The sequence below is a fragment of the Rhizobium sp. SRDI943 genome (assembly GCF_057653695.1).
Genome location: NZ_CM172787.1, coordinates 2,265,529 through 2,289,445, shown reverse-complemented (window position 1 = coordinate 2,289,445; position 23,917 = coordinate 2,265,529). Strand labels below are relative to the sequence as shown.

The 23,917-nt window shown below is 61.2% G+C and carries 24 protein-coding genes; 13 read left to right on the top strand and 11 right to left on the bottom strand.

The annotated features are described in order from the left end of the window. Positions 1 to 16 precede the first annotated feature (16 nt). The 3 genes from AC245Y_RS11835 to AC245Y_RS11825 are packed head-to-tail and all read right to left on the bottom strand — an operon-like array spanning position 17 to position 2,976. A complete protein-coding gene (locus AC245Y_RS11835) occupies positions 17 to 769 on the bottom strand; it encodes an ABC transporter ATP-binding protein (RefSeq protein ID WP_017994285.1) in 753 nt (250 codons plus the stop codon). Beyond that, positions 763 to 1,833, bottom strand: a complete 1,071-nt coding sequence (locus tag AC245Y_RS11830; RefSeq protein ID WP_017994284.1) for a FecCD family ABC transporter permease — start codon at positions 1,831 to 1,833, stop codon at positions 763 to 765. The genes AC245Y_RS11835 and AC245Y_RS11830 overlap by 7 nt, the downstream gene beginning before the upstream one ends. A gap of 6 nt (positions 1,834 to 1,839) precedes the next feature. Next, positions 1,840 to 2,976 (bottom strand): ABC transporter substrate-binding protein, encoded by a 1,137-nt coding sequence (locus AC245Y_RS11825; protein WP_017994283.1) that lies wholly within the window; start codon positions 2,974 to 2,976, stop codon positions 1,840 to 1,842. 115 nt (positions 2,977 to 3,091) lie between these two features. On the opposite strand from AC245Y_RS11825, the gene AC245Y_RS11820 reads away from it, so the two are divergent. Beyond that, the gene (locus AC245Y_RS11820; RefSeq protein WP_026157378.1) at positions 3,092 to 3,877 is read left to right on the top strand and encodes a class I SAM-dependent methyltransferase; all 786 of its coding nucleotides are present in this window, start codon (positions 3,092 to 3,094) and stop codon (positions 3,875 to 3,877) included. A 152-nt stretch (positions 3,878 to 4,029) separates the two neighbouring features. Here the strand turns inward: AC245Y_RS11820 and moaA are convergent, their stop codons facing one another. Then, positions 4,030 to 5,076 (bottom strand): GTP 3',8-cyclase MoaA, encoded by a 1,047-nt coding sequence (gene moaA, locus AC245Y_RS11815; protein ID WP_026157377.1) that lies wholly within the window; start codon positions 5,074 to 5,076, stop codon positions 4,030 to 4,032. A 136-nt stretch (positions 5,077 to 5,212) separates the two neighbouring features. On the opposite strand from moaA, the gene AC245Y_RS11810 reads away from it, so the two are divergent. Together AC245Y_RS11810 and AC245Y_RS11805 are read left to right on the top strand one after the other, a co-directional pair. Continuing rightward, on the top strand, positions 5,213 to 5,587 hold the full coding sequence (locus AC245Y_RS11810; RefSeq protein WP_032996649.1) for a gamma-butyrobetaine hydroxylase family protein: 375 nt from the start codon (positions 5,213 to 5,215) through the stop codon (positions 5,585 to 5,587). A gap of 59 nt (positions 5,588 to 5,646) precedes the next feature. Continuing rightward, positions 5,647 to 6,837, top strand: a complete 1,191-nt coding sequence (locus tag AC245Y_RS11805; RefSeq protein WP_017994280.1) for a low temperature requirement protein A — start codon at positions 5,647 to 5,649, stop codon at positions 6,835 to 6,837. 3 nt (positions 6,838 to 6,840) lie between these two features. Here the strand turns inward: AC245Y_RS11805 and AC245Y_RS11800 are convergent, their stop codons facing one another. Continuing rightward, on the bottom strand, positions 6,841 to 7,308 hold the full coding sequence (locus AC245Y_RS11800; protein WP_011652244.1) for a MarR family winged helix-turn-helix transcriptional regulator: 468 nt from the start codon (positions 7,306 to 7,308) through the stop codon (positions 6,841 to 6,843). A 47-nt stretch (positions 7,309 to 7,355) separates the two neighbouring features. Between AC245Y_RS11800 and AC245Y_RS11795 the strand changes: the two genes are divergently transcribed. Together AC245Y_RS11795 and AC245Y_RS11790 are read left to right on the top strand one after the other, a co-directional pair. After that, positions 7,356 to 8,336, top strand: coding sequence for an alpha/beta hydrolase (locus tag AC245Y_RS11795; protein WP_017994279.1), 981 nt, complete (start codon positions 7,356 to 7,358; stop codon positions 8,334 to 8,336). Between the two features lie 37 nt (positions 8,337 to 8,373). After that, positions 8,374 to 8,985 (top strand): pyridoxamine 5'-phosphate oxidase family protein, encoded by a 612-nt coding sequence (locus AC245Y_RS11790; RefSeq protein WP_017994278.1) that lies wholly within the window; start codon positions 8,374 to 8,376, stop codon positions 8,983 to 8,985. Between the two features lie 295 nt (positions 8,986 to 9,280). Here the strand turns inward: AC245Y_RS11790 and AC245Y_RS11785 are convergent, their stop codons facing one another. After that, positions 9,281 to 10,348 carry a GGDEF domain-containing protein gene (locus tag AC245Y_RS11785; RefSeq protein ID WP_012757721.1) on the bottom strand — a complete coding sequence of 356 codons (1,068 nt, stop codon included), beginning with the start codon at positions 10,346 to 10,348 and terminating at the stop codon, positions 9,281 to 9,283. 347 nt (positions 10,349 to 10,695) lie between these two features. Between AC245Y_RS11785 and AC245Y_RS11780 the strand changes: the two genes are divergently transcribed. Next, entirely contained in the window at positions 10,696 to 10,902 is a 207-nt protein-coding gene (locus AC245Y_RS11780) for a hypothetical protein (protein WP_026157376.1), read from the top strand. A 27-nt stretch (positions 10,903 to 10,929) separates the two neighbouring features. Here AC245Y_RS11780 and AC245Y_RS11775 read toward each other — a convergent pair whose 3' ends face one another. Further along, a complete protein-coding gene (locus AC245Y_RS11775; RefSeq protein WP_017994276.1) occupies positions 10,930 to 12,537 on the bottom strand; it encodes a fumarate hydratase in 1,608 nt (535 codons plus the stop codon). Positions 12,538 to 12,792: 255 nt separating this feature from the next. On the opposite strand from AC245Y_RS11775, the gene AC245Y_RS11770 reads away from it, so the two are divergent. After that, positions 12,793 to 13,626, top strand: coding sequence for a VCBS domain-containing protein (locus AC245Y_RS11770; protein ID WP_012757718.1), 834 nt, complete (start codon positions 12,793 to 12,795; stop codon positions 13,624 to 13,626). A 134-nt stretch (positions 13,627 to 13,760) separates the two neighbouring features. Here the strand turns inward: AC245Y_RS11770 and fumC are convergent, their stop codons facing one another. After that, positions 13,761 to 15,152 carry a class II fumarate hydratase gene (gene fumC / locus AC245Y_RS11765; RefSeq protein WP_017994275.1) on the bottom strand — a complete coding sequence of 464 codons (1,392 nt, stop codon included), beginning with the start codon at positions 15,150 to 15,152 and terminating at the stop codon, positions 13,761 to 13,763. Positions 15,153 to 15,213: 61 nt separating this feature from the next. On the opposite strand from fumC, the gene AC245Y_RS11760 reads away from it, so the two are divergent. Both AC245Y_RS11760 and AC245Y_RS11755 read left to right on the top strand, forming a co-directional pair. Further along, positions 15,214 to 15,480: a hypothetical protein gene (locus AC245Y_RS11760; RefSeq protein WP_157628334.1), complete on the top strand. Its 267-nt coding sequence runs from the start codon at positions 15,214 to 15,216 to the stop codon at positions 15,478 to 15,480. A gap of 94 nt (positions 15,481 to 15,574) precedes the next feature. Then, positions 15,575 to 17,488 (top strand): L,D-transpeptidase family protein, encoded by a 1,914-nt coding sequence (locus tag AC245Y_RS11755; RefSeq protein WP_017994273.1) that lies wholly within the window; start codon positions 15,575 to 15,577, stop codon positions 17,486 to 17,488. Positions 17,489 to 17,790: 302 nt separating this feature from the next. Here AC245Y_RS11755 and AC245Y_RS11750 read toward each other — a convergent pair whose 3' ends face one another. Next, positions 17,791 to 18,507: an HAD family hydrolase gene (locus tag AC245Y_RS11750; protein ID WP_172643736.1), complete on the bottom strand. Its 717-nt coding sequence runs from the start codon at positions 18,505 to 18,507 to the stop codon at positions 17,791 to 17,793. Between the two features lie 225 nt (positions 18,508 to 18,732). On the opposite strand from AC245Y_RS11750, the gene rpiA reads away from it, so the two are divergent. From rpiA to AC245Y_RS11735, 3 genes are all read left to right on the top strand, one after another. Continuing rightward, positions 18,733 to 19,431 carry a ribose-5-phosphate isomerase RpiA gene (gene rpiA, locus AC245Y_RS11745; RefSeq protein WP_012757713.1) on the top strand — a complete coding sequence of 233 codons (699 nt, stop codon included), beginning with the start codon at positions 18,733 to 18,735 and terminating at the stop codon, positions 19,429 to 19,431. 15 nt (positions 19,432 to 19,446) lie between these two features. Beyond that, positions 19,447 to 20,010 carry a DUF2059 domain-containing protein gene (locus AC245Y_RS11740; protein ID WP_012757712.1) on the top strand — a complete coding sequence of 188 codons (564 nt, stop codon included), beginning with the start codon at positions 19,447 to 19,449 and terminating at the stop codon, positions 20,008 to 20,010. A gap of 96 nt (positions 20,011 to 20,106) precedes the next feature. Beyond that, positions 20,107 to 20,391 carry an acylphosphatase gene (locus AC245Y_RS11735; protein WP_026157374.1) on the top strand — a complete coding sequence of 95 codons (285 nt, stop codon included), beginning with the start codon at positions 20,107 to 20,109 and terminating at the stop codon, positions 20,389 to 20,391. Positions 20,392 to 20,448: 57 nt separating this feature from the next. Here the strand turns inward: AC245Y_RS11735 and AC245Y_RS11730 are convergent, their stop codons facing one another. Further along, positions 20,449 to 20,661, bottom strand: a complete 213-nt coding sequence (locus AC245Y_RS11730) for a hypothetical protein (protein WP_003540246.1) — start codon at positions 20,659 to 20,661, stop codon at positions 20,449 to 20,451. Between the two features lie 247 nt (positions 20,662 to 20,908). Here AC245Y_RS11730 and gor point away from each other — a divergent pair, with 247 nt between their 5' ends. Next, positions 20,909 to 22,294, top strand: coding sequence for a glutathione-disulfide reductase (gene gor / locus AC245Y_RS11725; protein ID WP_017994270.1), 1,386 nt, complete (start codon positions 20,909 to 20,911; stop codon positions 22,292 to 22,294). Positions 22,295 to 22,464: 170 nt separating this feature from the next. Here the strand turns inward: gor and AC245Y_RS11720 are convergent, their stop codons facing one another. Continuing rightward, positions 22,465 to 23,754 (bottom strand): TadE/TadG family type IV pilus assembly protein, encoded by a 1,290-nt coding sequence (locus AC245Y_RS11720; protein WP_017994269.1) that lies wholly within the window; start codon positions 23,752 to 23,754, stop codon positions 22,465 to 22,467. Between the last annotated feature and the right edge of the window lie 163 nt (positions 23,755 to 23,917).

Sequence of the window (23,917 nt, the reverse complement as noted above, 5' to 3'; positions counted from 1 at the left end):
CTGGCGGTTGCCATCCTCAATGCGCTGTCCCATCCACGATCACGTGGTCGTACTCCATCGAGCATTTCTCCACCCGGGCTTCGACCCGGTAGATCTCCCGCAGCATTTCGGTGGTGACGACATCCCTTGGGGTGCCGCAGGCGTGCATGCGGCCGTTGGCGATGACGAGGACTTTGTCGGCGAAGCGAAGCGCCTGGTTGAGGTCGTGGATGGCGATCAGCACGATCATGCCTTTGGTGCGGGCCTGGCGGCGCATGAAATCGAGGACCTCGACCTGGCGGTGAAGATCGAGCGCGCTGGTCGGCTCGTCCATCAGCATGATCTCCGGCTCGCGGACCAGGGCCTGGGCGATCGAGACGAGCTGGCGTTGGCCGCCGGAGAGAGCGCCGAGATCGCGGAAGGCGATGGCGGTGATATCGAGCGCTTTCATGATTTCGTCGATGAAGCGCAGGTCGCTGTCGCTGACGGCCCAGGACTGGCCCTGCTTGCGGGCAAGCAGGATGGATTCGTAGACCGTCAGCACCGCATTTGCCGAGGTATCCTGCGGCATGTAGCCGATGGCGTTTTTCGCCTTCGAGCCTTCGACGACGACATGGCCCGGCCCCTTGAGCAGGCCGGTGATGCGCTTGAAGAGCGTCGACTTGCCGGCGGCGTTCGGGCCGATTACCGCCACGACCTCACCCGATGTCATCACCGGCGTCGTCACGTCTTCGACGAAGAGCTTGCGGCCGTGATAGGCGCCGACCGATTGCAACTGAAGCGCTACCACGACCGGCTCCTGTTCGAGAGGATGAGCGAGAAGAAGAAGGGCACGCCGACCAGCGCGGTGATGATGCCGATCGGAAAGACGACACCTGGTATGATCGACTTCGAGACGATCGAGGTCAGCGACAGCAGCAGTGCGCCTGACAGGATCGAGCCCGGCAGGAAGAAGCGCTGATCCTCGCCGAGGATCATGCGCGCAATATGCGGCCCGACGAGTCCGACGAAACCGATCGTGCCGACGAAGCTGACGGGGACTGCGGCGAGCAGCGAGACCACAAGCATAGTTTCCAGCCGGATGCGGCGGACATTAACGCCAAAGCTTGCAGCCTTGTCCTCGCCAAGGCGGATCGCCGTCAACGCCCAGGCATTGCGGGCAAAGAGCGGCAGGGCGATCAGCAGAACGGCAAGCGTTACCCAGATCTTCGGCCAGGTCGCCTTGGTGAGGCTGCCCATCGTCCAGAAGACGACAGCCGACAGCGCCTGTTCTGAGGCGAGATATTGCAGGAAGGCGAGCAACGCATTGAAGGTGAAGACCAGCGCGATGCCGAGCAGCACAACGGTCTGCACCGAGACGCCGCGGGCCTGCGAGACGAAATGGATGAAGAGCGTGGCGATCAACGCCATGATGAAGGCATTGACCGGCACCAGCAGGCCGGCTGCAACAGGCAGAAGCGGAACGCTGGTGACGATCGCAAGGGCGGCACCGAAACTTGCCGCGGCCGATATGCCGAGCGTGAAGGGGCTGGCGAGCGGATTGGCGAGGATCGTCTGCATCTGCGCGCCGGCGACGGAAAGCGACGCGCCGACGACGATCGCCATCACGGCAACCGGCATGCGGATGTCCCAGACGACGGCCCGCACCTGATCCGAAACGGAGGAGGGGTCGAGAAGGGCGGCGACGACCTCACTGAGGTTGTAGCGGGCCGGGCCCCAGGCGAGATCGACCGCAAAGGACAGGCAAAGCGCAGCCGTCATGGCGGCAAGGATCAGCAGCTTGCGCCGGGCGAGGGCGCGGTAGCGCTCCCTCCCGGCTTCGGCTTCGATCGATATGGCGGCGATCTCGGCCATGTCGGATTACTGACCCGCCTTGGCGTCGACCCAGTAACCCGGCTGGTAGGCGACCGGCAGGAATTTTTCGTGGAATTCCTTGAAGGTGGCATCGGGATCGAGATCGGCAAAGAGGTTCGGATGGAACCACTTGGCCAGCTGCTGCACGGCGACGAACTGGTAGGGGCTGGTATAGAACTGGTGCCAGATCGCGTGGACATTGCCGCCGGCAACCGCCCGGGAGCCGGTGAAGGCAGGGTTTTCCATCAGCGTGTTCAGCGCCTTGCGGCCGTCGTCGAAGGTGGCTGCTGCATTCGGGCCGACATTCACAAAGTCCTTGGCATTCTTGGTCTGGCTCCAGTTGGAGCCGGTGACGACGATGACGTCAGGATTGGAGGCGACAACCTGTTCGGCATTAATCGAGCCGGTATAGCCAGGCAGGAAATCGGAGCCGAGATTGTGGCCGCCGGCCCAATCGACCATCAGGCCGAAATTGTCAGGACCGAAGGTGCCGCAGCACTCCACCAAGCCGGCGGCGCGGTACATGAAGACATTCGGCTTCGGCGGATTGGCGGCCTTGAGCTTGTCGGTCACGCGGGCCAGCTGCTCTTTCCAGAAGGCGGCGACGGCTTCGGCGCGGTCTTCATGGCCGAAAATCTGGCCGAGGATCTTCAGGCTCGGCTCGGTGTTGGCAAGGATGTGCTCGCGGAAATCGATATAGACGATCTTTACGCCGATGCCGTTCAGCATGTCCTCAAGCTTCACCTCGTCAGCGGCCGCCTTGTTGCCGATCGGCAGCAGCAGCACATCGGGATGAAGCTTGACAACCGTTTCGGTCTGCAGCGTGCCGTCGGTCAGGTTGCCGAGGAAGGGCAGGTCCTTGCCCTTCGGAAACTTCTCGACATAGGCGTTGAAGCCGTCCTTGTCGGTGGTCCAGAGATCGTTGCGCCAGCCGACGATCTTGGCGAAGGGATCTTCCTTCTCGATCGGCGCGACGGCGTAGAGCATGCGGCCTTCCCCAAGGATCACACGCTCGACCGGCTTGTCGAAGGTCACTTCACGGCCGGCCACATCCTTGACGGTGAAGGATTGCGCCCAGGCCGAAAGCGGCATCAGGCTCGCCATCGCAGCCGCAGAGACTGCGAGTATTTTCACGAAATTCATCTGGAAATTCCCCCGAGGTCTGAATAATGTCCGCAGGCATAAGAAATATGACTTTCTGAATCAAGTTCTATGTTTTAGAGCGTTTCCAAACTGATCCGATGCCGGGGTGCCTCAAATGAATTCCATGAATACGAACTACTCGATCCGCGACGAAATCCGCGACTTCTGGTCGGAACGGGCGGCGACCTTCGACCAGAGCGTCGGCCATGAAATCTTTTCGGAAGCGGAGCGGAAAGGCTGGCAGCGGCTGATCAGAAAACATCTGGGCGAGGGGCAGGCGCGCGCGGCGCTCGATCTCGCCTGCGGCACCGCCGTCATCTCGCATCTGATGCATGATGTCGGCTTTGCGGTCACCGGCCTCGACTGGTCGGATGCGATGCTGGCGCAGGCACGTGCCAAGGCGAAGAAGCGCGGCACCGATATCCGCTTCGTGTCCGGCGATGCCGAGAACACGATGGAGCCCAAGGACAGCTACGACGTCATCACCAACCGCCATCTCGTCTGGACGCTGGTGGACCCGGCTTCGGCCTTCAAGGAATGGTTCTCGGTATTGAAGCCGGGCGGCAAGGTGCTGATCCTCGACGGCAATATGGGCAAGGAAACCTGGGTCAAGGGCCTGCAGAAGCTCTGGACGAAGGTGACCGGCAAGCCGCCGGCGAGCCACATGTCGCCGGAGATGATGGCGCGGCACCAGAAGATCCGCTCACGCGTGCATTTCTCCAGCCAGATGCCTGCTGAAGCAGTCGTCGATCTTCTGCGCCAAGCCGGCTTTACGGATATTGTCGTCGACCGCAAACTCGCCGATATCCATTGGGCGCAGGCGCGCAAGATGCCGTTTCTGCGCGGGCTCGAGCGCATGGTGCAGGACCGGTTTGCGATTTGTGCGCGTAAGCCTGAGTGATGGGTTGGCGCTTGGGGACGGTCGGCCCTGCAGCAGGCGACGTTCCATCTACCTACGGCAGAAAATCTAGCGCGAGGATCAACCCAGCCTCCCTCATTCCTGTGACGTGCACAGGAATGAGGGTGGTGCGGGTAGGCGTACGGCCCTATTTTTCACCCACCAGTAACACTCATATGCCGCGCTACCGCTGGACGGTTATGCGTGCGGTCGATGATGAAGTCGTGGCCTTTGGGTTTGCGGGTGATGGCCTCGTCGATGGCGGCGTGGAGGAGGGCGTCGTCGTCGGTGGCGCGGAGTGCGGCGCGCAGATCGGCGGCGTCGTTCTGGCCGAGGCACATGTAGAGCGTGCCGGTGCAGGTGAGGCGCACGCGGTTGCAGCTCTCGCAGAAATTATGCGTCATCGGCGTGATGAAGCCGAGGCGGCCGCCGGTTTCTTCGACCCTGACGTAACGCGCCGGGCCGCCGGTCTGGTAATCGATGTCAGCAAGGGTGAACTGGTCCTCGAGATCGGCGCGCAGTTTCGACAGCGGCAGGTACTGATCGGTGCGGTCTTCTTCGATCTCGCCCATCGGCATGGTTTCGATGACGGTCAAATCCATGCCGCGGCCGTGGGCGAAGCGCAGCAGCTCCGGCATCTCGGCATCGTTGAAATCCTTCAGCGCCACGGCGTTGAGCTTGATCTTCAACCCTGCCTTTTGAGCTGCGTCGATGCCTTCCATGACCTTGGCGAAATCGCCCCAGCGGGTGATCTTGCGGAACTTGTCGGGGTCGAGCGTATCCAGCGAAACGTTGATCCGGCGCACGCCGCAATCATAAAGCTCCTCGGCGTGGCGAGAAAGCTGTGAGCCGTTGGTGGTCAGCGTCAATTCGTCGAGGCCGGCGCCGATCTTCCGGCCGAGTTGGCGAACCAGATACATGATGTTCTTGCGCACCAAAGGCTCGCCGCCGGTCAGCCTGATCTTGCTGACACCCTTGGCGATGAAGGCGGAACAGAGCCGGTCGAGCTCTTCCAGCGTCAGCAGATCCTTCTTCGGCAGGAAGGTCATATTCTCCGCCATGCAATAGGTGCAGCGGAAATCGCAGCGGTCGGTGACGGAGACGCGGAGATAGGTGACCGCCCGCCCGAAGGGGTCGATCATCGGGTCCGCACCTGCCGCCAGCGGCGATGCATTGCCTATCGTTCCAACTCTAGTATTCACCTGCATCTCCGTACTCTCGTCAATGTGGGCATATGCTGTTGTCGCGTCAAGGGAAACTGCCCGCGCGAGCATGCCAATTTCAGCTTGCGCCGAAAAAGATCAACGCCTACTCCTCGCATGAGAAGAGGACAAAATGATGAGCGATATCTGGCCGAGCGAACTTCGCGTATCGAAAGACAGGCAGCGGCTGGTGGTAACCTTCAACGACGGCCAGAGCTTCGACCTGTCGGCCGAGCTCTTGCGCGTGCTGTCGCCCTCGGCCGAGGTGCAGGGCCATGGGCCGGGGCAGAAGGTGACGGTGCCGGGCAAACGCAATGTCGCGATCATCTCGATGATGCCGACCGGCAATTACGCGGTCCGGATCGGCTTCGACGACATGCACGATACCGGCATCTACACCTGGACCTATCTACGCGAGCTCGGCGAACAGGGACCTGAGCTGTTTTCGGCCTACGAAGCCGAGCTGAGCGAAAAGGGCATGAACCGCGACACGGCGGAGAAGCCGCGCTGACGCTCACCTGAGCCGCTATCACTTTCAATCCATGCATAATCCAGCCATCGGGGGGCCATATGGCGAAAACGAACGGAAAGAACTGGCTGCGCGCCAAGGGCAGCGCCAGCAGCAACAAGGTGACCTTCCTCGAACTGTTCTTCGACCTGGTCTTCGTCTTTTCGATCTCGCAGCTCTCGCATGCGCTCGCCGCCCACTACACGCCGCTCGGTGCAGCCGAAGCAGCGCTGATGACCTTCGCCGTCTGGTGGGTGTGGATCTTCACCGCCTGGGTGACGAACTGGCTCGATCCTGACAAGATGCCGGTGCGCGGGATGTTGGTGGCGCTGATGATGCTCGGCCTGCTGCTGTCTGCCTCCATCCCCGAGGCTTTCGGCGACAAGGGCCTGCTGTTTGCCGGCGCCTATGTGGCGATGCAGGTCGGGCGCTCGCTGTTTACGACCTATGCGATGACGCGCGTCGACCGCGCCAATACGCTGAATTTCGTCCGCATCACCGCCTGGCTCGTGGCAGCAGGCGTCTTCTGGATCGCCGGCGGGCTGCTCGAGCATGAAGCCCGGCTGATCGCCTGGGTGATAGCGCTTGCGATCGAATATGCCGGGCCCGCCGCGGGCTTTGCCGTGCCGGGGCTTGGGCGTTCGACAGCGCGGGACTGGGACGTTTCCGGCGCGCACATGGCGGAGCGCTGTGCACTCTTCGTGATCATCTGCCTCGGCGAAGCGATCCTCGTGTCCGGCCGCACCTTTTCGGAGCTGCCGTTCTCAGGGCTGACCAGCGTCGTCTTCGTCACCGCCTTCATCGGCACGGTCGCCATGTGGTGGCTCTACTTCCGCTTCGGCCACGGGCGCGCCGCCCACCGCATCGAGCATGAGGAGACGCCGGGAAGCTTGGCGCGGCAGGCCTTCACCTATGGACATATCCCAATTCTTGCCGGCATCATCGTCCATGCGGTCGCGGTCGAGTTCATGTTCTCGCATCCGCATGAAACCGGTGATCTCGGCATCGCCGCAGCCGTGCTCGGCGGCTCCGGCCTATTCCTGATCGGCAATCTCTGGTTCAAGGGCGCGACCAGCGGGCGGATGCCGCTCTCGCATCTCGCCGGCCTGGTGTTTTTGATCCTGCTTGCCTTTGTCGCGCCTTTCATCGAGGTCTATCTGATGGGCATTCTGGCGACGCTGGTGCTGATCGTCGTCGCCGCCTGGGAATACCGCTCGCTGACGGGCACGGAGGCGGCGCCGACGCTGCATTGAACATCAGTCCTCGTCGCGCAGATCTTTCAGCAGCACAGTGATGATCCGCTCCATCGAATCGGCAGTCGCCATGCATTGCTCTATCGGCTCGTCCGACAGCACGCGGTCGATGAGGCCGGTCTGGATGGCCATGGCTTCCTCACTCAGTTTCCGACCCTCTGGCGTCAAATAGAGGCGCAGCACGCGCTTGTCGCGCTCGTCATCGCGGCGAAGGATCAGGCCGCGCTTCTCCATCTGCGGCAAGAGCATGCTCATATTGGAGCGGCCGACCAGCAGTTTGCGCGCCAGCTCCTGCTGCGAGATGCCTTCGAAACGATAGAGATTGACCAGGATATCGAGGTGCGGCGGCTTGATATCGAGATCGGCAAGCGAGCGGGCCAGGGATTGTTGCATCAGCTGGCAGGCGCGAGCCACCGCGATCCAGCTGCGAAAACGCGGATGATCCCAGGGAAGGGATTGATTTTTGTTCATCGTTGTACTTTATTGTTCAGTGTTGAACAGTCTTTTGGAATCCCACTATGGCAAACTTTGCGCTTGACGTCACCCGCCTCGGGTTTTCGGTTCTGCAGGCGGTTTCTCCTGATCTGGCAGGCAAAGCGGCGTTCCAGCTGTTCTGCCGGACGCCATCGACAAAGCCGAAGGGAGCAAAGGCGAAAGCGGTGCATGCAGCGGGTGCGCTCCGGCTTGCCGGTGCCGAACGCTTCACCCTCCGGCTTGCCGGCGGGCGCCAAGCGCATGCCTATCGGCTGAACGGCGGGGCGAGGGGTAAACGCAAGCGCTATCTGGTGACACATGGCTGGGGATCGAGCGCGGCATATATGGCCGAACTCGTCTCGATGCTTGCGGCAATGGGCGCGGAGGTCGTGGCGCTCGATTTTCCCGGCCACGGCCGTTCCGGCGGACGCTTCCTGCATATGGGGCTTGCGGTCGAGACGATCGCGGCGGCCGAGGCGCGCTTCGGCGCATTCGATGCGGCTATCGGCCATTCCTTCGGCGGTGCGGCGCTGATGGTCTCGGCGGCGGGGCTGCTGCCTGGTGTGGCGCCTGTCACCGGCGAGAGACTGGTGCTGATCGGCGCGCCGAGCGAGATGGGCTCGCTGTTTACCGATTTCGGCGGGATGATCGGCCTTCGCCCTACAGCGCAAGCGGCACTGGAGAACGAGGTCCATCGCATCACCGGACGGAGACTTGAGGATTTCGACGTCGGCGGGGCTGCGGGCGGCATCGGCCGGCCGGTGCTCGTCATCCATGCCGAGGACGACAAGGAGGTGTCGTCTCTCCATGCCAGGCGCTATGGCGCAGCGGGGAAGGGCGTTCGGCTGTTCTGGGCGAACGGCTTCGGCCACCGGCGCATCATCGGCGCCGAGCCGGTTCTTGCCGCGATCGCGGCGTTTCTCGACGGCGATCGAGGCGTGGTTGAAGTGCCCGATGAAAGCATCAAAAAAGATGCGGAGATCATTCCGTTTTTTGAGCTTCCGGCAAGGCGCGCGGCATTGTAGCGTCCGTCGCGAAGATCAAGCCGCGGCGGGACGCCTCATGAAAATCATCAGCAGCATCGAAGAGCTCAATACGATCTACGGCGCCGGGCTTTCGCCGGCCTCCGTCGCCAAGGTGACGAAGCAATTGACCCCCCTCTATCGCGAGATGATCGAGATCTCACCGTTTGCGGCGCTTGCGACCGTCGGCCCGGAGGGTCTCGACTGTTCGCCGCGCGGTGATCTTGGCGGCGTGGTGCGCGTCGCCGACGACGAGACGCTGCATCTGCCGGATTGGCGCGGCAACAACCGGGTCGATTCGCTCTCCAACATCGTGCGCGATCCGCGCCTGGCGCTGATGTTTCTGATCCCCGGCTCGAACACGACGATGCGCATCAACGGCCGCGGCGTCGTTTCCGACGATGAGGCGCTGCTTTCAAGCTTCGAGATGGACGGCAAACATCCGCGCACCGTCGTCGTGATTTCGATCGACGAGGTCTATTTCCAATGCGCGCGCGCCGTGATGCGGGCCGAGCTGTGGAATGGAGAACACTTCGCCGATCCGGCAAAGCTGCCGACGCCCGGGCAGATGCTGAAGGCCGCAACCGGCGATTTCGACCAGGAAACCTACGATCGGGAATGGCCGGGGCGGGCGGCGAAGACGATGTGGTAGGGTGTGGTGCCGAGAAGCGGACACCCACCTCTCTTCCCTCATTCCTGTGCTTGTCACAGGAATCCAGTGCCCAAGTGCTTGGGCGCGGAAGATATTTTCACGGTCGCAAAGAGTTATTCACCGCGCAGACGCGTGGTGGCTGGATTCCTGTGACAGGCACAGGAATGAGGGAGCAAGCGGCTACCTCGTCCGTTCCCTCGGACTCCTGGCGGACAAGGGAGCCATCGGCGCGAACCGGACAACAGTCTAAGCCGTCACGTTGTGGTGACAGCGTGCGCACGGCGACCGATTACCCTCACGTCTTATAAATCAGCCAGCTCTTGGTGAAATCCTTCTGCATGCCGTCCTGATAGAGGATGGTGCAGTTGCGGCCGGCATTCTTGGCGCCGTAGAGCGCGATGTCGGTCTTGCTGTAGAGTTCGCCGGCATCCTCGGCATTGGAGGCCATGCAGATGCCGATCGAGACGGTGACCGGGCCGTAATTCACCCGCGTGCGGGAATTCTTGAAGGGCGTCGTCTCTAGCGTGCGGCGGATGCGCTCGGCGATGCCGGTGACTTCCTCGGGCGTGTTGCCATCGATGATGAGGGCGAACTCTTCGCCGCCGGTGCGGGCGACGAAGATGTCGCGGCGGACATTGCTGCGGATGACGGAGGCGACGGTGGCGAGCACCTTGTCGCCGACCGGATGGCCGTAGGTGTCGTTGATCTTCTTGAAATTGTCGATGTCGCAGAGCAGCAGAGCCGTCACCGGCCGCATGCTCGAATTGTCGAAGATGGCGGCGAGGCGGTCGTCGAAGGCGCGGCGGTTGGAAAGGCGGGTCAGCGAGTCGGTGTTGGCGATGCGCTTGTATTCGTCGAGTTCCTTGCGGACCTGATCCATCTCCTGCGAGCGCTGGACGACGTCCTCGACGGTGCGTTCGCCATGCGCCATTGTGTCTCCGGTTGCCTGGCTCAGCAGATCGATGGCGTTTTCGATCAGTTCGACGCTGGCATTGCTCTTGGAGGTAATGCGCTTGTGGGTTTCGCCGAGCAGCCTGGTATAACTTTCGAGCGAGCTCTGCTCCTGCTTGAGAATGCGCAGCAGGCCATCGAGTTCGCCCGATATGCGCGTATGGGCATCGTCGAAGACACGGGCCGGGCTGTGGGTGAAGTGCTGCGCGCCGAGCGCATCGAGTTCGGCCTGGGTCACCTGGCCGCCGAGGGCCGCGAGCTCACGGGTCAGGGCTGGATTGGAGCCGATATAGGCCTCGTAGAAGAGTTCGTAATTGCGCGGTATCGGCGCAACGCCCATGGAGCGCATGGCATAGGTGATCTGACCCGCAACGTCGGGAACCTGCACCTTGGGCGCGACAGCCGTATTCATCCGGCGAACTCCTCATATATTCAAAGGCAATATTCCATTTGTTAGCTTAAATTTCTTGGGAAAAGATTAAAGCGATATATACCAAAGATTACATACGACAAATGCCCCATCGGTCAATACTTCGATCAGGCCTATGATTTTCCACGGGAAAAAGTATCTTTAGCGGCACAGTGCGTACTCGCTGAGCGGGAGCGTTGTCTGGAAAACTTACAGTTCTTCTCTGCCGGAGACCGTATTCATCTTGTCGACAGCTGGTTTTGGCCGTTTCGTATTGCAGTGGCAGTATTTCGGGTTGATATTTCTTGGTGGCAAACCCGATCGTAGCCTGCAAGCCAGGGCGTGAGATCGTGGAAACCTCCCGCCATATTTCTTTTGCCATCCTTGCCTTCACCGTCTTCGCCGCCGGCACCTTGTTGCTGGAGCACACCGGCTTCTTCGCCGGCGCGTTCCGCACGGAGATCCTGGCGAGGGTCGATGCCGGGAATGTGGTGAGTGCGAGCGAGGCGGTGGCGGCGCGGAATATCAGCGCGACGGACAAGGCGAAGCCGCGGTAGAGCAGGCGGCAACGCAGCCTGCCCCCGTCACCCCAAATTCAGCTCCTGGAAGAAATCATTGCCCTTGTCGTCGATGACGATGAAGGCGGGGAAGTCTTCGACTTCGATCTTCCAGACCGCTTCCATGCCGAGTTCGGGATATTCGAATACTTCGACCTTGCGGATACAGTCCTGAGCAAGACGGGCGGCGGGTCCGCCGATCGAGCCGAGATAGAAGCCGCCGTGCTTCTTGCAGGCTTCGCGCACGGCGCGCGAACGATTGCCCTTGGCGAGCATCACCATCGAGCCGCCGAAGGACTGGAACTGGTCGACATAGCTGTCCATGCGGCCGGCCGTGGTCGGGCCGAAGGAGCCGGAGGCGTAGCCGGCGGGCGTCTTGGCGGGACCGGCATAATAGACCGGGTGGTTTTTCAGGTAATCGGGCATGCCTTCGCCCTTTTCCAGCCGCTCGCGGATCTTGGCATGGGCGAGGTCGCGAGCGACGATGATGGTGCCTGATAGCGACAGGCGCGTCTTGACCGGATGCCTGGAGAGTTCGGCAAGCACGTCTGCCATCGGCCGGTTGAGATCTATGCGCACTGTCGATTCCGACAGTTTCGCCTCGTCGATCTCAGGCATGTATTTAGACGGATCGGTTTCGAGCTGCTCGATGAAGATGCCATCGCGGGTGATGCGGCCCTTGGCTTGGCGATCGGCGGAACAGGAGACGCCGAGGCCGATCGGCAGCGAGGCGCCGTGGCGGGGCAGGCGGATGACACGCACGTCATGACAGAAATACTTGCCGCCGAACTGGGCGCCGACGCCCATCTGCTGGGTCAGCTTGTGGATTTCCTTCTCCATCTCGATATCGCGAAAAGCGTGGCCGCTCTCGGACCCTTCGGTCGGCAGCTCGTCGAGATAGCGGGTAGAGGCGAGCTTGACAGTTTTGAGGTTCATCTCGGCCGAGGTGCCGCCGATGACGATCGCCAAATGGTAGGGGGGACAGGCTGCCGTCCCTAACGTCAGGATCTTCTCCTTAAGGAAGTCGATCATTCGGTCATGGGTCAAGAGCGAAGGCGTGCCCTGGTAGAGAAAGGTCTTGTTGGCCGAGCCGCCGCCCTTGGCGACGAAGAGGAATTCGTAGGCATCGGTGCCTTCCTCGTAGATGTCGATCTGGGCCGGCAGATTGTTCCTGGTATTCTTTTCCTCGAACATTTTGATCGGCGCGAGCTGCGAATAACGCAGGTTCTTCTTCTCATAGGCATCCATGACGCCGCGGGCGAGTGCGGCGGTATCCTCCCCCTCCGTCCAGACCCTGCGGCCTTTCTTGCCCATGATGATCGCCGTGCCGGTATCCTGGCACATCGGCAGCACGCCGCCGGCGGCGATATTGGCGTTCTTCAGCAGGTCGTAGGCGACGAAACGGTCATTGTCCGTTGCCTCGGGGTCATCGAGGATCGAGGCGAGCTGCTTCAGATGGCCGGGACGCAGCAGGTGGTTGATGTCGGCAAAGGCGGTTTCGGCGAGCAGCCGGATCCCCTCCGGCTCGACGGTCAGGATCTCCTGGCCCTTGAACGTGTCGACCGAGACATGGTCGCCGCTGAGCTTGCGATAGGGGGTGGCATCCTTGCCGAGGGGAAAGAGATCGTCAGCCATCGAAGTGACCTTTCTGGTAGGGCGTCGCTAGATTGGAAGCGGTCTAAATCCGCCACGGGGCAAATGCAATCGGGATGCGGCGGACTCTGGAGTGGGGGGCATGTCGTGCCGCGTTTTGCAGTCGGCACGTCACACGCGGTAAGCGAGTGAAAGAACAGGCGAAATCGACATTTGTCGCGAAACAGACGACTTCAGGTTGCCTTCGGTCCGCGGCCAGTTCATATTCCCGGCAGCGTTAACCTGCCGGGGCTTCCAATGACAAATGCAAAGCCAACTGCTGTCGACGACCTTCTCGTTTTTTTCGAAGACAATTGGATCCGCGGGAATCTGCTGCGCCTCTCCAGCGATCCCGAGGGAGCGGACATGTATGTTCGCTTCGTCAATGGCGTGCGTATCGACGCCAAACATGGACCTGACCACGAAACGATCATAAGGGGCGAATACGGAACCTTCAGACTGAAACCTGACGGTCACTTCGAGTACGAGCTGGACTACACGCTCGACGTCGTGAAAAATTTAACGAAATACGATCAGCTCATCGAGAAGCTGAGCTTCAAGATGTCCGATGGCTCAGGAGGCACGGACCTCGGCGTGCTGACGCTCGCGATCGACGGCGTCAACGAAGGCGACAAATACCACGAAATCCTGGATTTCGACGATTTGGGCGTCACGTCGAGGGCCGATAATTTCTCTCTGCCTGATTATCGCAACTTTGCGCTCTCGGTGAATGGAAGCCACGAGGTGACGCTTCTGAACGGGTATGTCTATGATACCATCCCGGGTGTCGACGCCATCACCGAGGACGGTTTCAGCGATACCGTTCTATCGCCGGGTTCTGCGCCCGTAAGCTTGAAAATGCTCGATGGCGGGGAATTCACCTTTCAGAGCGTTTCGATTGCCGAATTGTCGGCAGCGCCCTTTCACCTGACGCTCACCGCGCTGAACGACGGCCAGATCGTTTATCAGCAGGAGCTCGAGGTCACCGGCCCCACTCTCGAGGTCAATCTCGAAGACATCGAAGAAATCCGTTTCGACTTCATGGGCAATTCCGTCGTGATGGACAATTTTTCGCTGTTTGCCTTGCTATAGGCTGGAGGGAGTCGAGGCGTTGCGGCATATCTCCTTCTCCCCGCGAGCGGGGTCCGAAGGACGGGTCGAGACCTGTGGCTCGACCCCGGTTGGTGGCGGCAGCCGGATGAGCGGTTGTGGCCTATGCGACCTTCCTACTTCGGCCCGATCATCGATTCCGGGCGCACGATCTCGTCGTACTCTTCCGATGTCACCAGGCCGCTGGCGAGGGCCTCTTCCTTCAGCGTCGTGCCGTTCTTGTGCGCCGTCTTGGCGATCTTCGCGGCTGCGTCGTAGCCGATCTTCGGGGCGAGTGCGGTCACCAGCATCAGCGAGCGTTCGAGGCCTGCCTTGATATTGTCCTCGCGCGCCTCGATGCCGACGACGCAATTGTCGGTGAAGGAGACGGCGGCGTCGGCGAGCAGTTGCACCGACTGCAGGAAATTATAGGCCATCATCGGATTGTAGACGTTGAGTTCGAAATGGCCCTGGCTGTCGGCGAAGGTCAAAGCCGCGTTGTTGCCGAAGATATGGATGCAGACCTGGGTCAGCGCCTCGCACTGGGTCGGGTTGACCTTGCCGGGCATGATCGAGGAGCCGGGCTCGTTTTCCGGCAGCGCCAGCTCGCCGAGGCCGGCGCGCGGGCCGGAACCGAGCAAGCGGATATCGTTGGCGATCTTGAAGAGGGCGGCGGCTGCCGCATTGATGGCGCCATGGGAAAAGACCATGCTGTCATGCGAGGCGAGCGCCTCGAACTTGTTCGGCGCGGTGACGAAAGGCATGCCTGTGATGGCGGCGATCTCCTCGGCGACCTTTTCGGCAAAGCCCACCGGCGCGTTGAGGCCGGTGCCGACGGCAGTACCGCCCTGGGCGAGCTCGCAAAGGCCGGGCAGGGTCATTTCGATGCGCTTGATGGCGGAGCCGACCTGGGCGGCATAACCCGAAAATTCCTGGCCGAGCGTCAGCGGCGTCGCATCCTGGGTGTGGGTGCGGCCGATCTTGATGATGTGACTGAATTCGGTGACCTTCATGTCGAGGGCGGCATGCAGGTGCTTCAGGGCCGGCAGCAAGTGATGGGCGATCTGCTCGGCGCAGGCGATGTGCATGGCCGTCGGATAGGTGTCATTCGACGACTGGCTCATATTGACGTGATCGTTCGGATGCACCGGTTTTTTGGAACCCATGACGCCGCCGAGCATTTCTATCGCACGATTGGAGATCACTTCGTTGGCATTCATATTGGACTGCGTGCCTGAGCCGGTCTGCCAGACGACCAGCGGAAAATGGTCGTTCAGCTTGCCCTCGATCACCTCCTGGGCGGCGTCGACGATCGCTTTGCCGAGGCCAGGATCGAGCTGGTCGAGCGACATGTTGGCGCGGGCGGCGGCCTGCTTGACGATTCCGAGCGCACGCACGATCGACAGCGGCTGCTTTTCCCAGCCGATTTTGAAATTGCCGAGCGAACGTTCGGCCTGGGCGCCCCAATATCGGTCGGCGGCGACGTCGATCGGGCCAAAAGTATCGGTTTCGGTGCGGGTTGCGGTCATCAGCCTTGCCTTCCCTTTACATGCTGTTTTCGGGCATCTTCGAAAGATGAGGTCTTATAGGTTGGAAAGTCCGACAAGAAAACTGGATGCCGTGCGAAATATTGAAACCGGAAGTCATGTTTGCGCAGGCTTTTCGGCGTGCCTTTTAAGCCACTTTGGAAATTTTATGCATCCTGGCGTTTTCGCCGCACTGGTCTGGCGGCGAAAATTCGGTAAAAAATTAACCAATAATTTCATAATTTTGTGTGAACTGCTGGGCGGCGCCGTGCAGGATCTCCGTCACACAAATTTGAGTCCGCCGGCGCTGGCGGCGCAGGCCGGTTTCTGATCAATGAGGCCCTACGCTGCTTGAGTTTCGCGGGATTTGAGCTTGAGCCTTGCGCTCGTGACAAGAACAGCATGACACCGGGACTGGAAGATATATGACGTTCGTTTTGAAAAGCGCGGCATCCGCATTGGCAATTTCCTGCGGCGTGGCAATGATGAGTGCCGCACCCGCGCATGCTTATACATTGATGGACATGTTGCGCGGCGACAGGCAGCGGACCCAGAGCACTATCTTCATGGACCAGATGCCGCCCGGCCGTGTAGGCCCGCGCGGCGGCGTCGGCGGATCGCTCGGCGGGCTCGATCCGGAAGCGCCGCTGCCGAAGGTGAGCGGTCCGCGTTATTATACTTATAAAACCGAGACGCTGCAGTTCGTCGATACCGGCAGGTTCGCCGATCCCGTCGTCACCGGCGCGGTCGCCGATGTTTCGGGCAGCGGCGATGCCAGCGCCGAGCCGGCCGTGCAGCGCCGTTTCCTGGCGCAGGCTAAGGTGCGCGCCAATGCCGACGTCGCAAAGGCGCTCGAAGCCTATTACGGCGACAGCCGCAATCCGCTCGTCTGGGTCGAGGGCAATCAGGTCAACGACCGCGCCAAGTCGGCGATGCTGGTACTTGCCGATGCAGCCTCCGTCGGCCTCGACCCGGCGGACTACGCCGTCCAGACGCCTGATATCGACCCGGCCAATCCCGATCCCGCCTTCCGCGACCGGGCTTTGACACAGTTCGAGCTCGATCTCTCCGCCAAGGTGCTCGCCTTCGTCCAGGACACGGTGCGTGGCCGCATCGATCCGAACAAGATCTCCGGCTATCACGACTTCCAGCGCAAGGTGGTCAACCTGGCCCCGGTGCTGAAGCTTGCCCGCCTGAGCCCCGATGTCGGCGCCTATATCGCCAGCCGCTCGCCTGATAGTTCGCAATTCCAGGCGCTGAAGGCGGAGCTTGCCAAGCTTCGCGCCGCCGACGGCGGCAATGAGGAGCGAATCGTCGTTTCGCTCGACAGGCTGCTGAGGCCTGGCGACAGCTCGCGGGAGATCGCCAATATTGTCAAGGCGATCGGCAAGCACGGTTCCGAAACGCTGAGGACAGATCATGCGGCAACGCTTGCTGCTTACGCCGGCAGCATCGATTATTCGCCTGACATCGTTTCGCTGGTCGAGGAATTCCAGAAGGAGCGTGGGCTGAAGGCCGATGGCGTCATCGGCCAGGCGACCGTGCGCGCCATGACCGGCGGCGACACCAATGCCTCGAAGATCGACAAGCTCATCGTCGCCATGGAGCAGGCGCGCTGGCTGCCGGAAGATCTCGGCTCCCGTTATGTCATGATCAACCAGCCTGCCTACATGGTCTACTACCACAATGACGGCAAGGAACAGCTGTCGATGCGCGTGGTGGTCGGCGGCAAGAACAATCAGACCTATTTCTTCGACGACGAAATCGAGACGGTCGAGTTCAACCCTTTCTGGGGCGTGCCGCAGTCGATCATCATCAACGAGATGCTACCGAAACTGCGCTCGGATCCGAACTATCTCGACCAGCTCGGTTATGAGGTCGAGGTGAACGGCCACGCTGTCGCCTCGTCGAGCGTCGACTGGTATGGCTCGACCAATAATGTTTCGGTGCGCCAGCCGCCGAGCAGCGACAATGCGCTCGGTGAACTGAAGATCCTGTTCCCGAACAGCCACGCGATCTATATGCATGACACGCCGTCGAAGAGCTTCTTCAAGCGCGACATGCGGGCGCTGAGCCACGGTTGCGTACGCCTTGCCGATCCGCGCGCAATGGCGGCCGCCGTGCTCGGCACGACGGTCGACGACGTCGCCAAGCAGATCGCCAGCGGACAGAACCATGCGGTACGCGTGCCGCAGAAGATCCCGGTCTACGTCTCCTACTTCACCGCCTGGCCGAACAAGGACGGCGTGGTGGAATATTTCGACGACGTCTACGGCCGCGACGCCTATGTCGACAAGGCCTTCGACGCGACGACCAAGGCGCGTGGGGCGCAGATCTAATTAGCTCTGAATTAGTGATGCTGGCGGGCGGTCTTTGGGCCGCCCGGTCTGTCTTGGGGTGTCTGCGTGCAAGAACTAAGAGGAGAGGGCGTGCTGTGTGGCCCCCTCATCTGCCTGCCGGCATCTTCTCCCCGCCGGGGAGAAGCGGAATCGTGGCGGCGTCTCGCCCTTCCTGAAAGCGCCGTTTGTGGAAACGAGCGAAAGCAACTTGCTCTCCCTCTTCTCCCCAGTGGGGAGAAGGTGGCCCGAAGGGTCGGATGAGGGGGCCGCGATCGCAAAGACATACGCCTGATCGCCAAGCTTCAGACGGCGACTTTCTCCGCATATTCCCGCAACAGCGTTTCCACCAGATCCGGCGTCAACTCATCGAAATGGGTGATGATAAGATCCGGATCGAGGCTCGAAACCGGCACGTCGGAGTAACCGAAAGGCACGGCGATCGACGGTATGCCGGCGTTTCTTGCTACGGCAATATCGTTGACGCTGTCACCGATCATCACGGTGCGGGCGATGTCGCCGCCGGCGCGTTCGATGGTGCCGGTGAGGTGGCGGGCGTCGGGCTTGCGGTATTCGAAGCTGTCGCCGCCGGTGATGGTGTCGAAATATCTGACGAGGTCGAGCTTGTCGAGCAGGCGGACTGCCAGGCTTTCCATCTTGTTGGTGCAGACGGCGAGGCGGTAACCCTGAGATCTCAGCCGGTCCATGGCGGCGACCAGGCCGGGATAGGGTTCGGTCCGGCCGGGCATGTTGCCGGCATAATGAGCGACGAAGCGCTCGACCAGCGGCGGCAGGGCGTCGCTTTCGAGCGGATGGCCGCGCAGCCGGCAGGCGCGCTCGATCATGACGCGCGCGCCCTGGCCGACGAGATGGGTGAGGTCGTCGTAGCTGACCGGCTCGAGGTCAAGGGCCGCGATCGTGTGGTTCAGGCTCTCGACCAGGTCCACATGCGTATCGAGAAGGGTGCCGTCGAGATCGAAGACGACGAGCGCCGGGCGAGTGGGGGCAGGGGTCAAGGGCATGTCTCTTTGAGCGATGGTCGTTTTGAGGAGCGATGTATCGTTCTGAGGAACGGTGGATCGTCCCTGAGGTAGGCGATCGTGCGGCGGAAAGCAACGTCCGGCGATGGCCGGGAAGGCCGCAGGCCTCTGTTTCGGCTTTTCATTTTCCGTGATGATTTTGACTTTCGTTTGCCAGGCGAGCCGTGTAAACAGCACATCCAACGCAATATCAGGAGCTGGCGGCGCATGGATGCCCGCGAAATGAAGATCAAGGCCGCCGAGGCCGCACTCGCGCATGTCGAAAGCGGGATGCGTCTCGGGATCGGCACCGGCAGCACGGCGGAAGAATTCGTTCGCCTGCTGGCGGAGAAGGTTGCTGGCGGCTTCAGGGTCGAAGGCGTCCCGACGTCCGAACGAACCGCGCGGCTCTGCGTCGAACTCGGTGTGCCGCTGAAGTCGCTCGACGAACTGCCGGCACTCGATCTGACGATCGATGGCGCCGACGAGGTCGATCAGGCGCTCAGGCTGATCAAGGGTGGCGGCGGTGCGCTGCTGCGCGAAAAGATCGTCGCGGCCGCGTCAGAGCGAATGATCGTCATTGCCGACGAGAGCAAGCTGGTCGATACGCTCGGTGCCTTCGCGCTGCCGATAGAGGTCAATCCGTTCGGGCTCGTCTCGACGCGGATCGCGATCGAAAAGGTCGCGGCCCGGCTCGGCCTCTCGGGTGAACTCGCTCTGCGCCAGTCGGGTGACGGAGAGTTTACCACGGATGGCGGCCATCACATCATCGATGCATCTTTTGGCCGCATTCCTGATGCAGAGGCGCTTTCGAGCGAGCTGAATTCCATACCCGGCGTCGTTGAACACGGGCTCTTTATCAATATGGCGGCACTTGCGATCATTGCCGGTCCTGCGGGTGCGCGCACGCTGCAGGCAAACAGATAACAGGAGCATATACTCATGATGAACATTGCAGGTCTTGGCCGTCTCGCCGCTGCCACCGTCGTTCTTTCCGGGCTTGCCTTCGGCTCCGCCGTCAAGGCGCAGGAAGTCTCCGAGGATCAGCTGAAGGCGTCTCGCGCGGCGATCGACGCCATTGGCGCCACCGCCCAGTTCGACAACATCCTGCCTGGTCTCGCCGAGCGCCTGAAGGCCGGGCTGATCCAGGATTCGCCGAACTACCAGGACATCATTTCGTCCACGGTCGACGCGCAGGCGCTGGCGCTGGCGCCGCGCCGCGGCGATCTGGAGAAGGAGGCGGCACTCACCTATGCCAAGACCTTCACCGTCGACGAGCTGAAGGCGATCGCCGACTTCTATAATTCCGACGTCGGCAAGAAGCTGCTGCGCGACGGCCCGGTCGCCTCGCGCGAGACGGCGAAGGCTGCCGACATCTGGGCGCAGGGCATTTCCCGCGACCTGGAAAAGCAGAGCAACGTCGAGCTTTCCAAGGTCATCAAGGCACCGCCGCCGGCAACCGACAGCCCGACCGCTCCGGCTCCGGCACCGGCTGCCCAGCAGTAAGGCTGCCCCATCTAATTTGCGAAAGCCCGGCATCGTCCGGGCTTTTTTGCTATGATACGGCAAATGCCGCCGGCGAGGCTTCAGGTGACCGCAGACATGTTTGATCATGACAAGGCCGTCCGAGTGCGGATATCCGGCAAGGTCCAGGGTGTCGGTTTTCGCTATTGGACGCGCGATGAGGCCGTACGGCTCGGTTTGACGGGTTGGGTTCGCAATGAAGAGGACGGGGCCGTCGTCGCTGTGATCGCAGGACCCGACAGCGCCATCTCGACGATGATCGAGCGTTTCAGGCGCGGGCCTTTGGGGGCGTCGGTTTCGGGCGTCGAGACGGAAGCAGCCCAGCTTGCGAAGAACCCGACGGATTTCCGCATTACCCGCTGACAGCGCTAATCGCTAAGCAGATGCAATTGGCATCGCATATGCGCCGCACCTCAGCCCCTATGGGTTCGGGTTCTTTGCAAGTTGCCACACACCCTCTTCATCCGGCTCCACGCGCTTGTTGCCGCGGTAGAAGATCGGCAGTCGCGTCTTCTTGTCGATCGAGAAACGGCTCGGCGTGTATTTTTCGTCCTCGTGGCCCTGAATGGCGAGGCCGAGCGCTTCCTTGAACTTGCCAGCCTTGCACAGGTTGCTGAAGAGAGTTTGATCCATCTTTTGCTCCGCCATTCTTTTCCATCCCATGGATTGCCTGCCAGCCTCGGCCGACCGGGTCAACCGTAAACGGTGACTGGTCAACCGAAGACGGTGTCTGGGCCAACCTAGACGGTGACTGGGGTCAGCCCTTTACAATGAAGATTCGGCGATGGGAACCGGATGATGCAGGAGCGGGCTTTTGTTTTCATGATGATCGCCCCTATATCAGGAACATCCTTCCTGCGATTCCCTTCCGGAGCTCCTCATGTCTTCCTACGACTACGACCTCTTCGTCATCGGTGGCGGTTCAGGAGGTGTGCGCGGCGCCCGTGTCGCCGCCTCGCTCGGCAAGAAAGTGGCGATCGCCGAGGAGTATCGCTACGGCGGCACCTGCGTCATCCGCGGCTGCGTGCCAAAAAAGCTCTTCGTCTACGCCTCGCAGTTCCATGAGCATTTCGAGGATGCGGCGGGCTTCGGCTGGACGGTCGGCGAAAGCAGCTTCGACTGGATGAAGCTGGTGGCGGCCAAGGATGTTGAAATCGCCCGGCTCGAAGGCCTCTACAAGAAAGGTCTCGCCGGCGCCAATGCCGAGATCCTGGAAACGCGCGCGGAACTCGTCGATGCCCATACGGTCCGGCTGCTGAAAACCGGACAGACGGTGACGGCAAAGACGATCGTGATCGCCACCGGCGGACGGCCGAACCCGCATGCGGCCCTTCCCGGTCACGAACTCTGCATCTCCTCCAACGAGGCCTTTCATCTTGAAGAACTGCCGAAATCGATCGTCATCGCCGGCGGCGGCTATATTGCCGTCGAATTCGCCAATATCTTCCATGGCCTCGGCGTCGAGACGACGCTGATCTATCGCGGTGCCGAGATCCTGTCGCGCTTCGACGAAGATTTGAGGCGCGGGCTGCACGAGGCGATGGTCGCCAAGGGTATCCGCATCCTCTGCCACGACACGCTGCAGAAGGTTTCGAAGGGTGCGGACGGGCTCGTTCTGGAGACGCTGAACAACGGCACGCTGCAAGCCGGCGTCGTCATGCTGGCGCTCGGGCGCGATCCGAACACCGAAGGCCTCGGTCTTGAGGCGGCCGGCGTCGCCGTCGACGAGCGTGGCGCCGTTATCGTCGATGAATATTCCCGTACCAATGTCGAAAACATCTATGCGCTCGGCGATGTCACCAACCGGGTACAGCTGACGCCGGTGGCGATCCACGAGGCGATGTGTTTCATCGAGACCGAGTACAAGAACAATCCGACCCGGCCGGATTACGAGCTGATCCCGACCGCCGTGTTCTCGCAGCCGGAGATCGGCACCGTCGGCCTTTCGGAAGAGGAGGCGGGCAAGCGTTATCCCGAACTCGAGGTCTACCGCGCCCAGTTCCGGCCGTTGAAGGCCACGCTTTCCGGGCGGGCCGAGCGGATGATCATGAAGCTGATCGTCGATGCGGCGAGCCGCAAGGTGGTGGGTGCCCATATCCTCGGCCACGATGCCGGCGAGATGGCGCAGCTGCTCGGCGTCACGCTGAAGGCCGGCTGCACCAAGGACGATTTCGACCGGACGATGGCGCTGCATCCGACGGCGGCCGAAGAGCTCGTCACCATGTATGCGCCGAGCTATCGGATCCGCGACGGTAAGCGCATTTGAGCCGCAACGTGCTTTTGCCTTGCATGTCGTTGACCCGGAACCGCTGCGCACTTCCGGGCGACATGCATTAGAGCGCCCTGCGTCCTTTCGGACGCACAAAGGACGCTCTAACTCTTTGAGCCTACGCATCGTGCTTTCCGAAAACCGATTTCGATTTTCCAGCCGATGCGCTAGCTGGTGATGCGCGGTGCCCGGATGACCTTGAGGAAAAGCGCCTTCATCGCATCGGCGATGCCTTCGGTCGGCGTCACTTCGAAATAGAGGCCGGGCGAGGCGCATGCCTGCATCTTCGTCGGGATCTCGCCCTGGAAAGGCTTGATCCACGTATTGTACCAGCTGTTTTTCGGCAGCGGCAGATAGGTGGTGTAGAGCACCGCGATCCTGATACCCTTGTCCTTCAGTGGCTGACAGAAGGACGTGTCGATCGGCTCCTGGCAACGGTTGCCGGTGAGTTTCTTGGTGCAGCCTTTCGGTTTTTCGCTGTCGCCGACGCCGTCCGAGACGAAGAACAGAATCTTCTGCGGTGTCGTGGCGGTGCTGCCGTCGCCGGGGGTGGTGATAATGGTTTTCATCTGCGTCAGCGCGCTGTCGAAGCTCGTCTGCTGGTCGTTGTTATAGCCCTGAAACGGAATGGTCATGAGATCGACGGCGTCGGTATAGCTGCGCACCTTGTCGAGATCGTCCGTCGGGTCGGATATGGTGGTCAGCTTTGCATCCTCGGCCTTGGTGCCGAACGTATAGACGCCCATGCGGAACTGATTGCTGGAAACACGCGTGGACTTGGCGGTCACCGTCAGTTCCTTGGTCGCCTGGCGCACGACGTCGATGCGCATGCTGACGCCGAGCTTCTTGGCGAGATTGTAATAATTGTTGTTGTTCTGCGTTTCATGGCACGCGAAAGCGCAGGTATCGCTGGTGTTTTTTTCCATCGTCGAGACGTCTGTCGCGGTGGCGCCAACGCCCATCGAAGGGGTGTTGTCGAGGAGAATGTAGAAATCCATAAAAGACGCGGTCTGGTATTCGGCCGTCGCTGTACCAGAGATCGTGATCGAATCCCGGCCAAGAACGCGCATGAAGGTGGTAGGCACAGTCGCACTGAAGGAAACCTGCGAATTCAGCTTGTTGGCGGTCTTGGTGACATCGATTCCGAGATCGACCTGAACGTCGATCAGCTCCCCGGATATTTGAGACATGAAGATGCTGCGGGCGTCGTCCTTGCCGAGCGAGATCGTGCCGTTGCCGCTCATGGTCATGGCGGCTGCGACGGCGCCGGATTTTTCGGCGATCGAACCGACGGCGGCAGCATCGGCAGCGGCGTAGAGCTGCGTCCTCAGGCTGAGCGCGTGGGCGAAATCCACCGCCATGCCGGCCGCACCGAAGAGCGGCACCACCAGCAGTGCCGTCATGATGCCGAAATTGCCCGAGCGGTCTGATATGAAACCGGGCGGAAGGATCGCCATGCCATGTCCCCGAAGTTGAAACTCTCTCCGGTTCTACATTGAAAGTCTAAAGTATGGGAAAATCGACATGGTATACGCTGGTTTAACTAGAGCAGGGCGGGCGGCGGCGATGAGGCGACAACTGTCGGCGAATGGTCTTTGCAAGCCTGACCTAAAGGTCTAT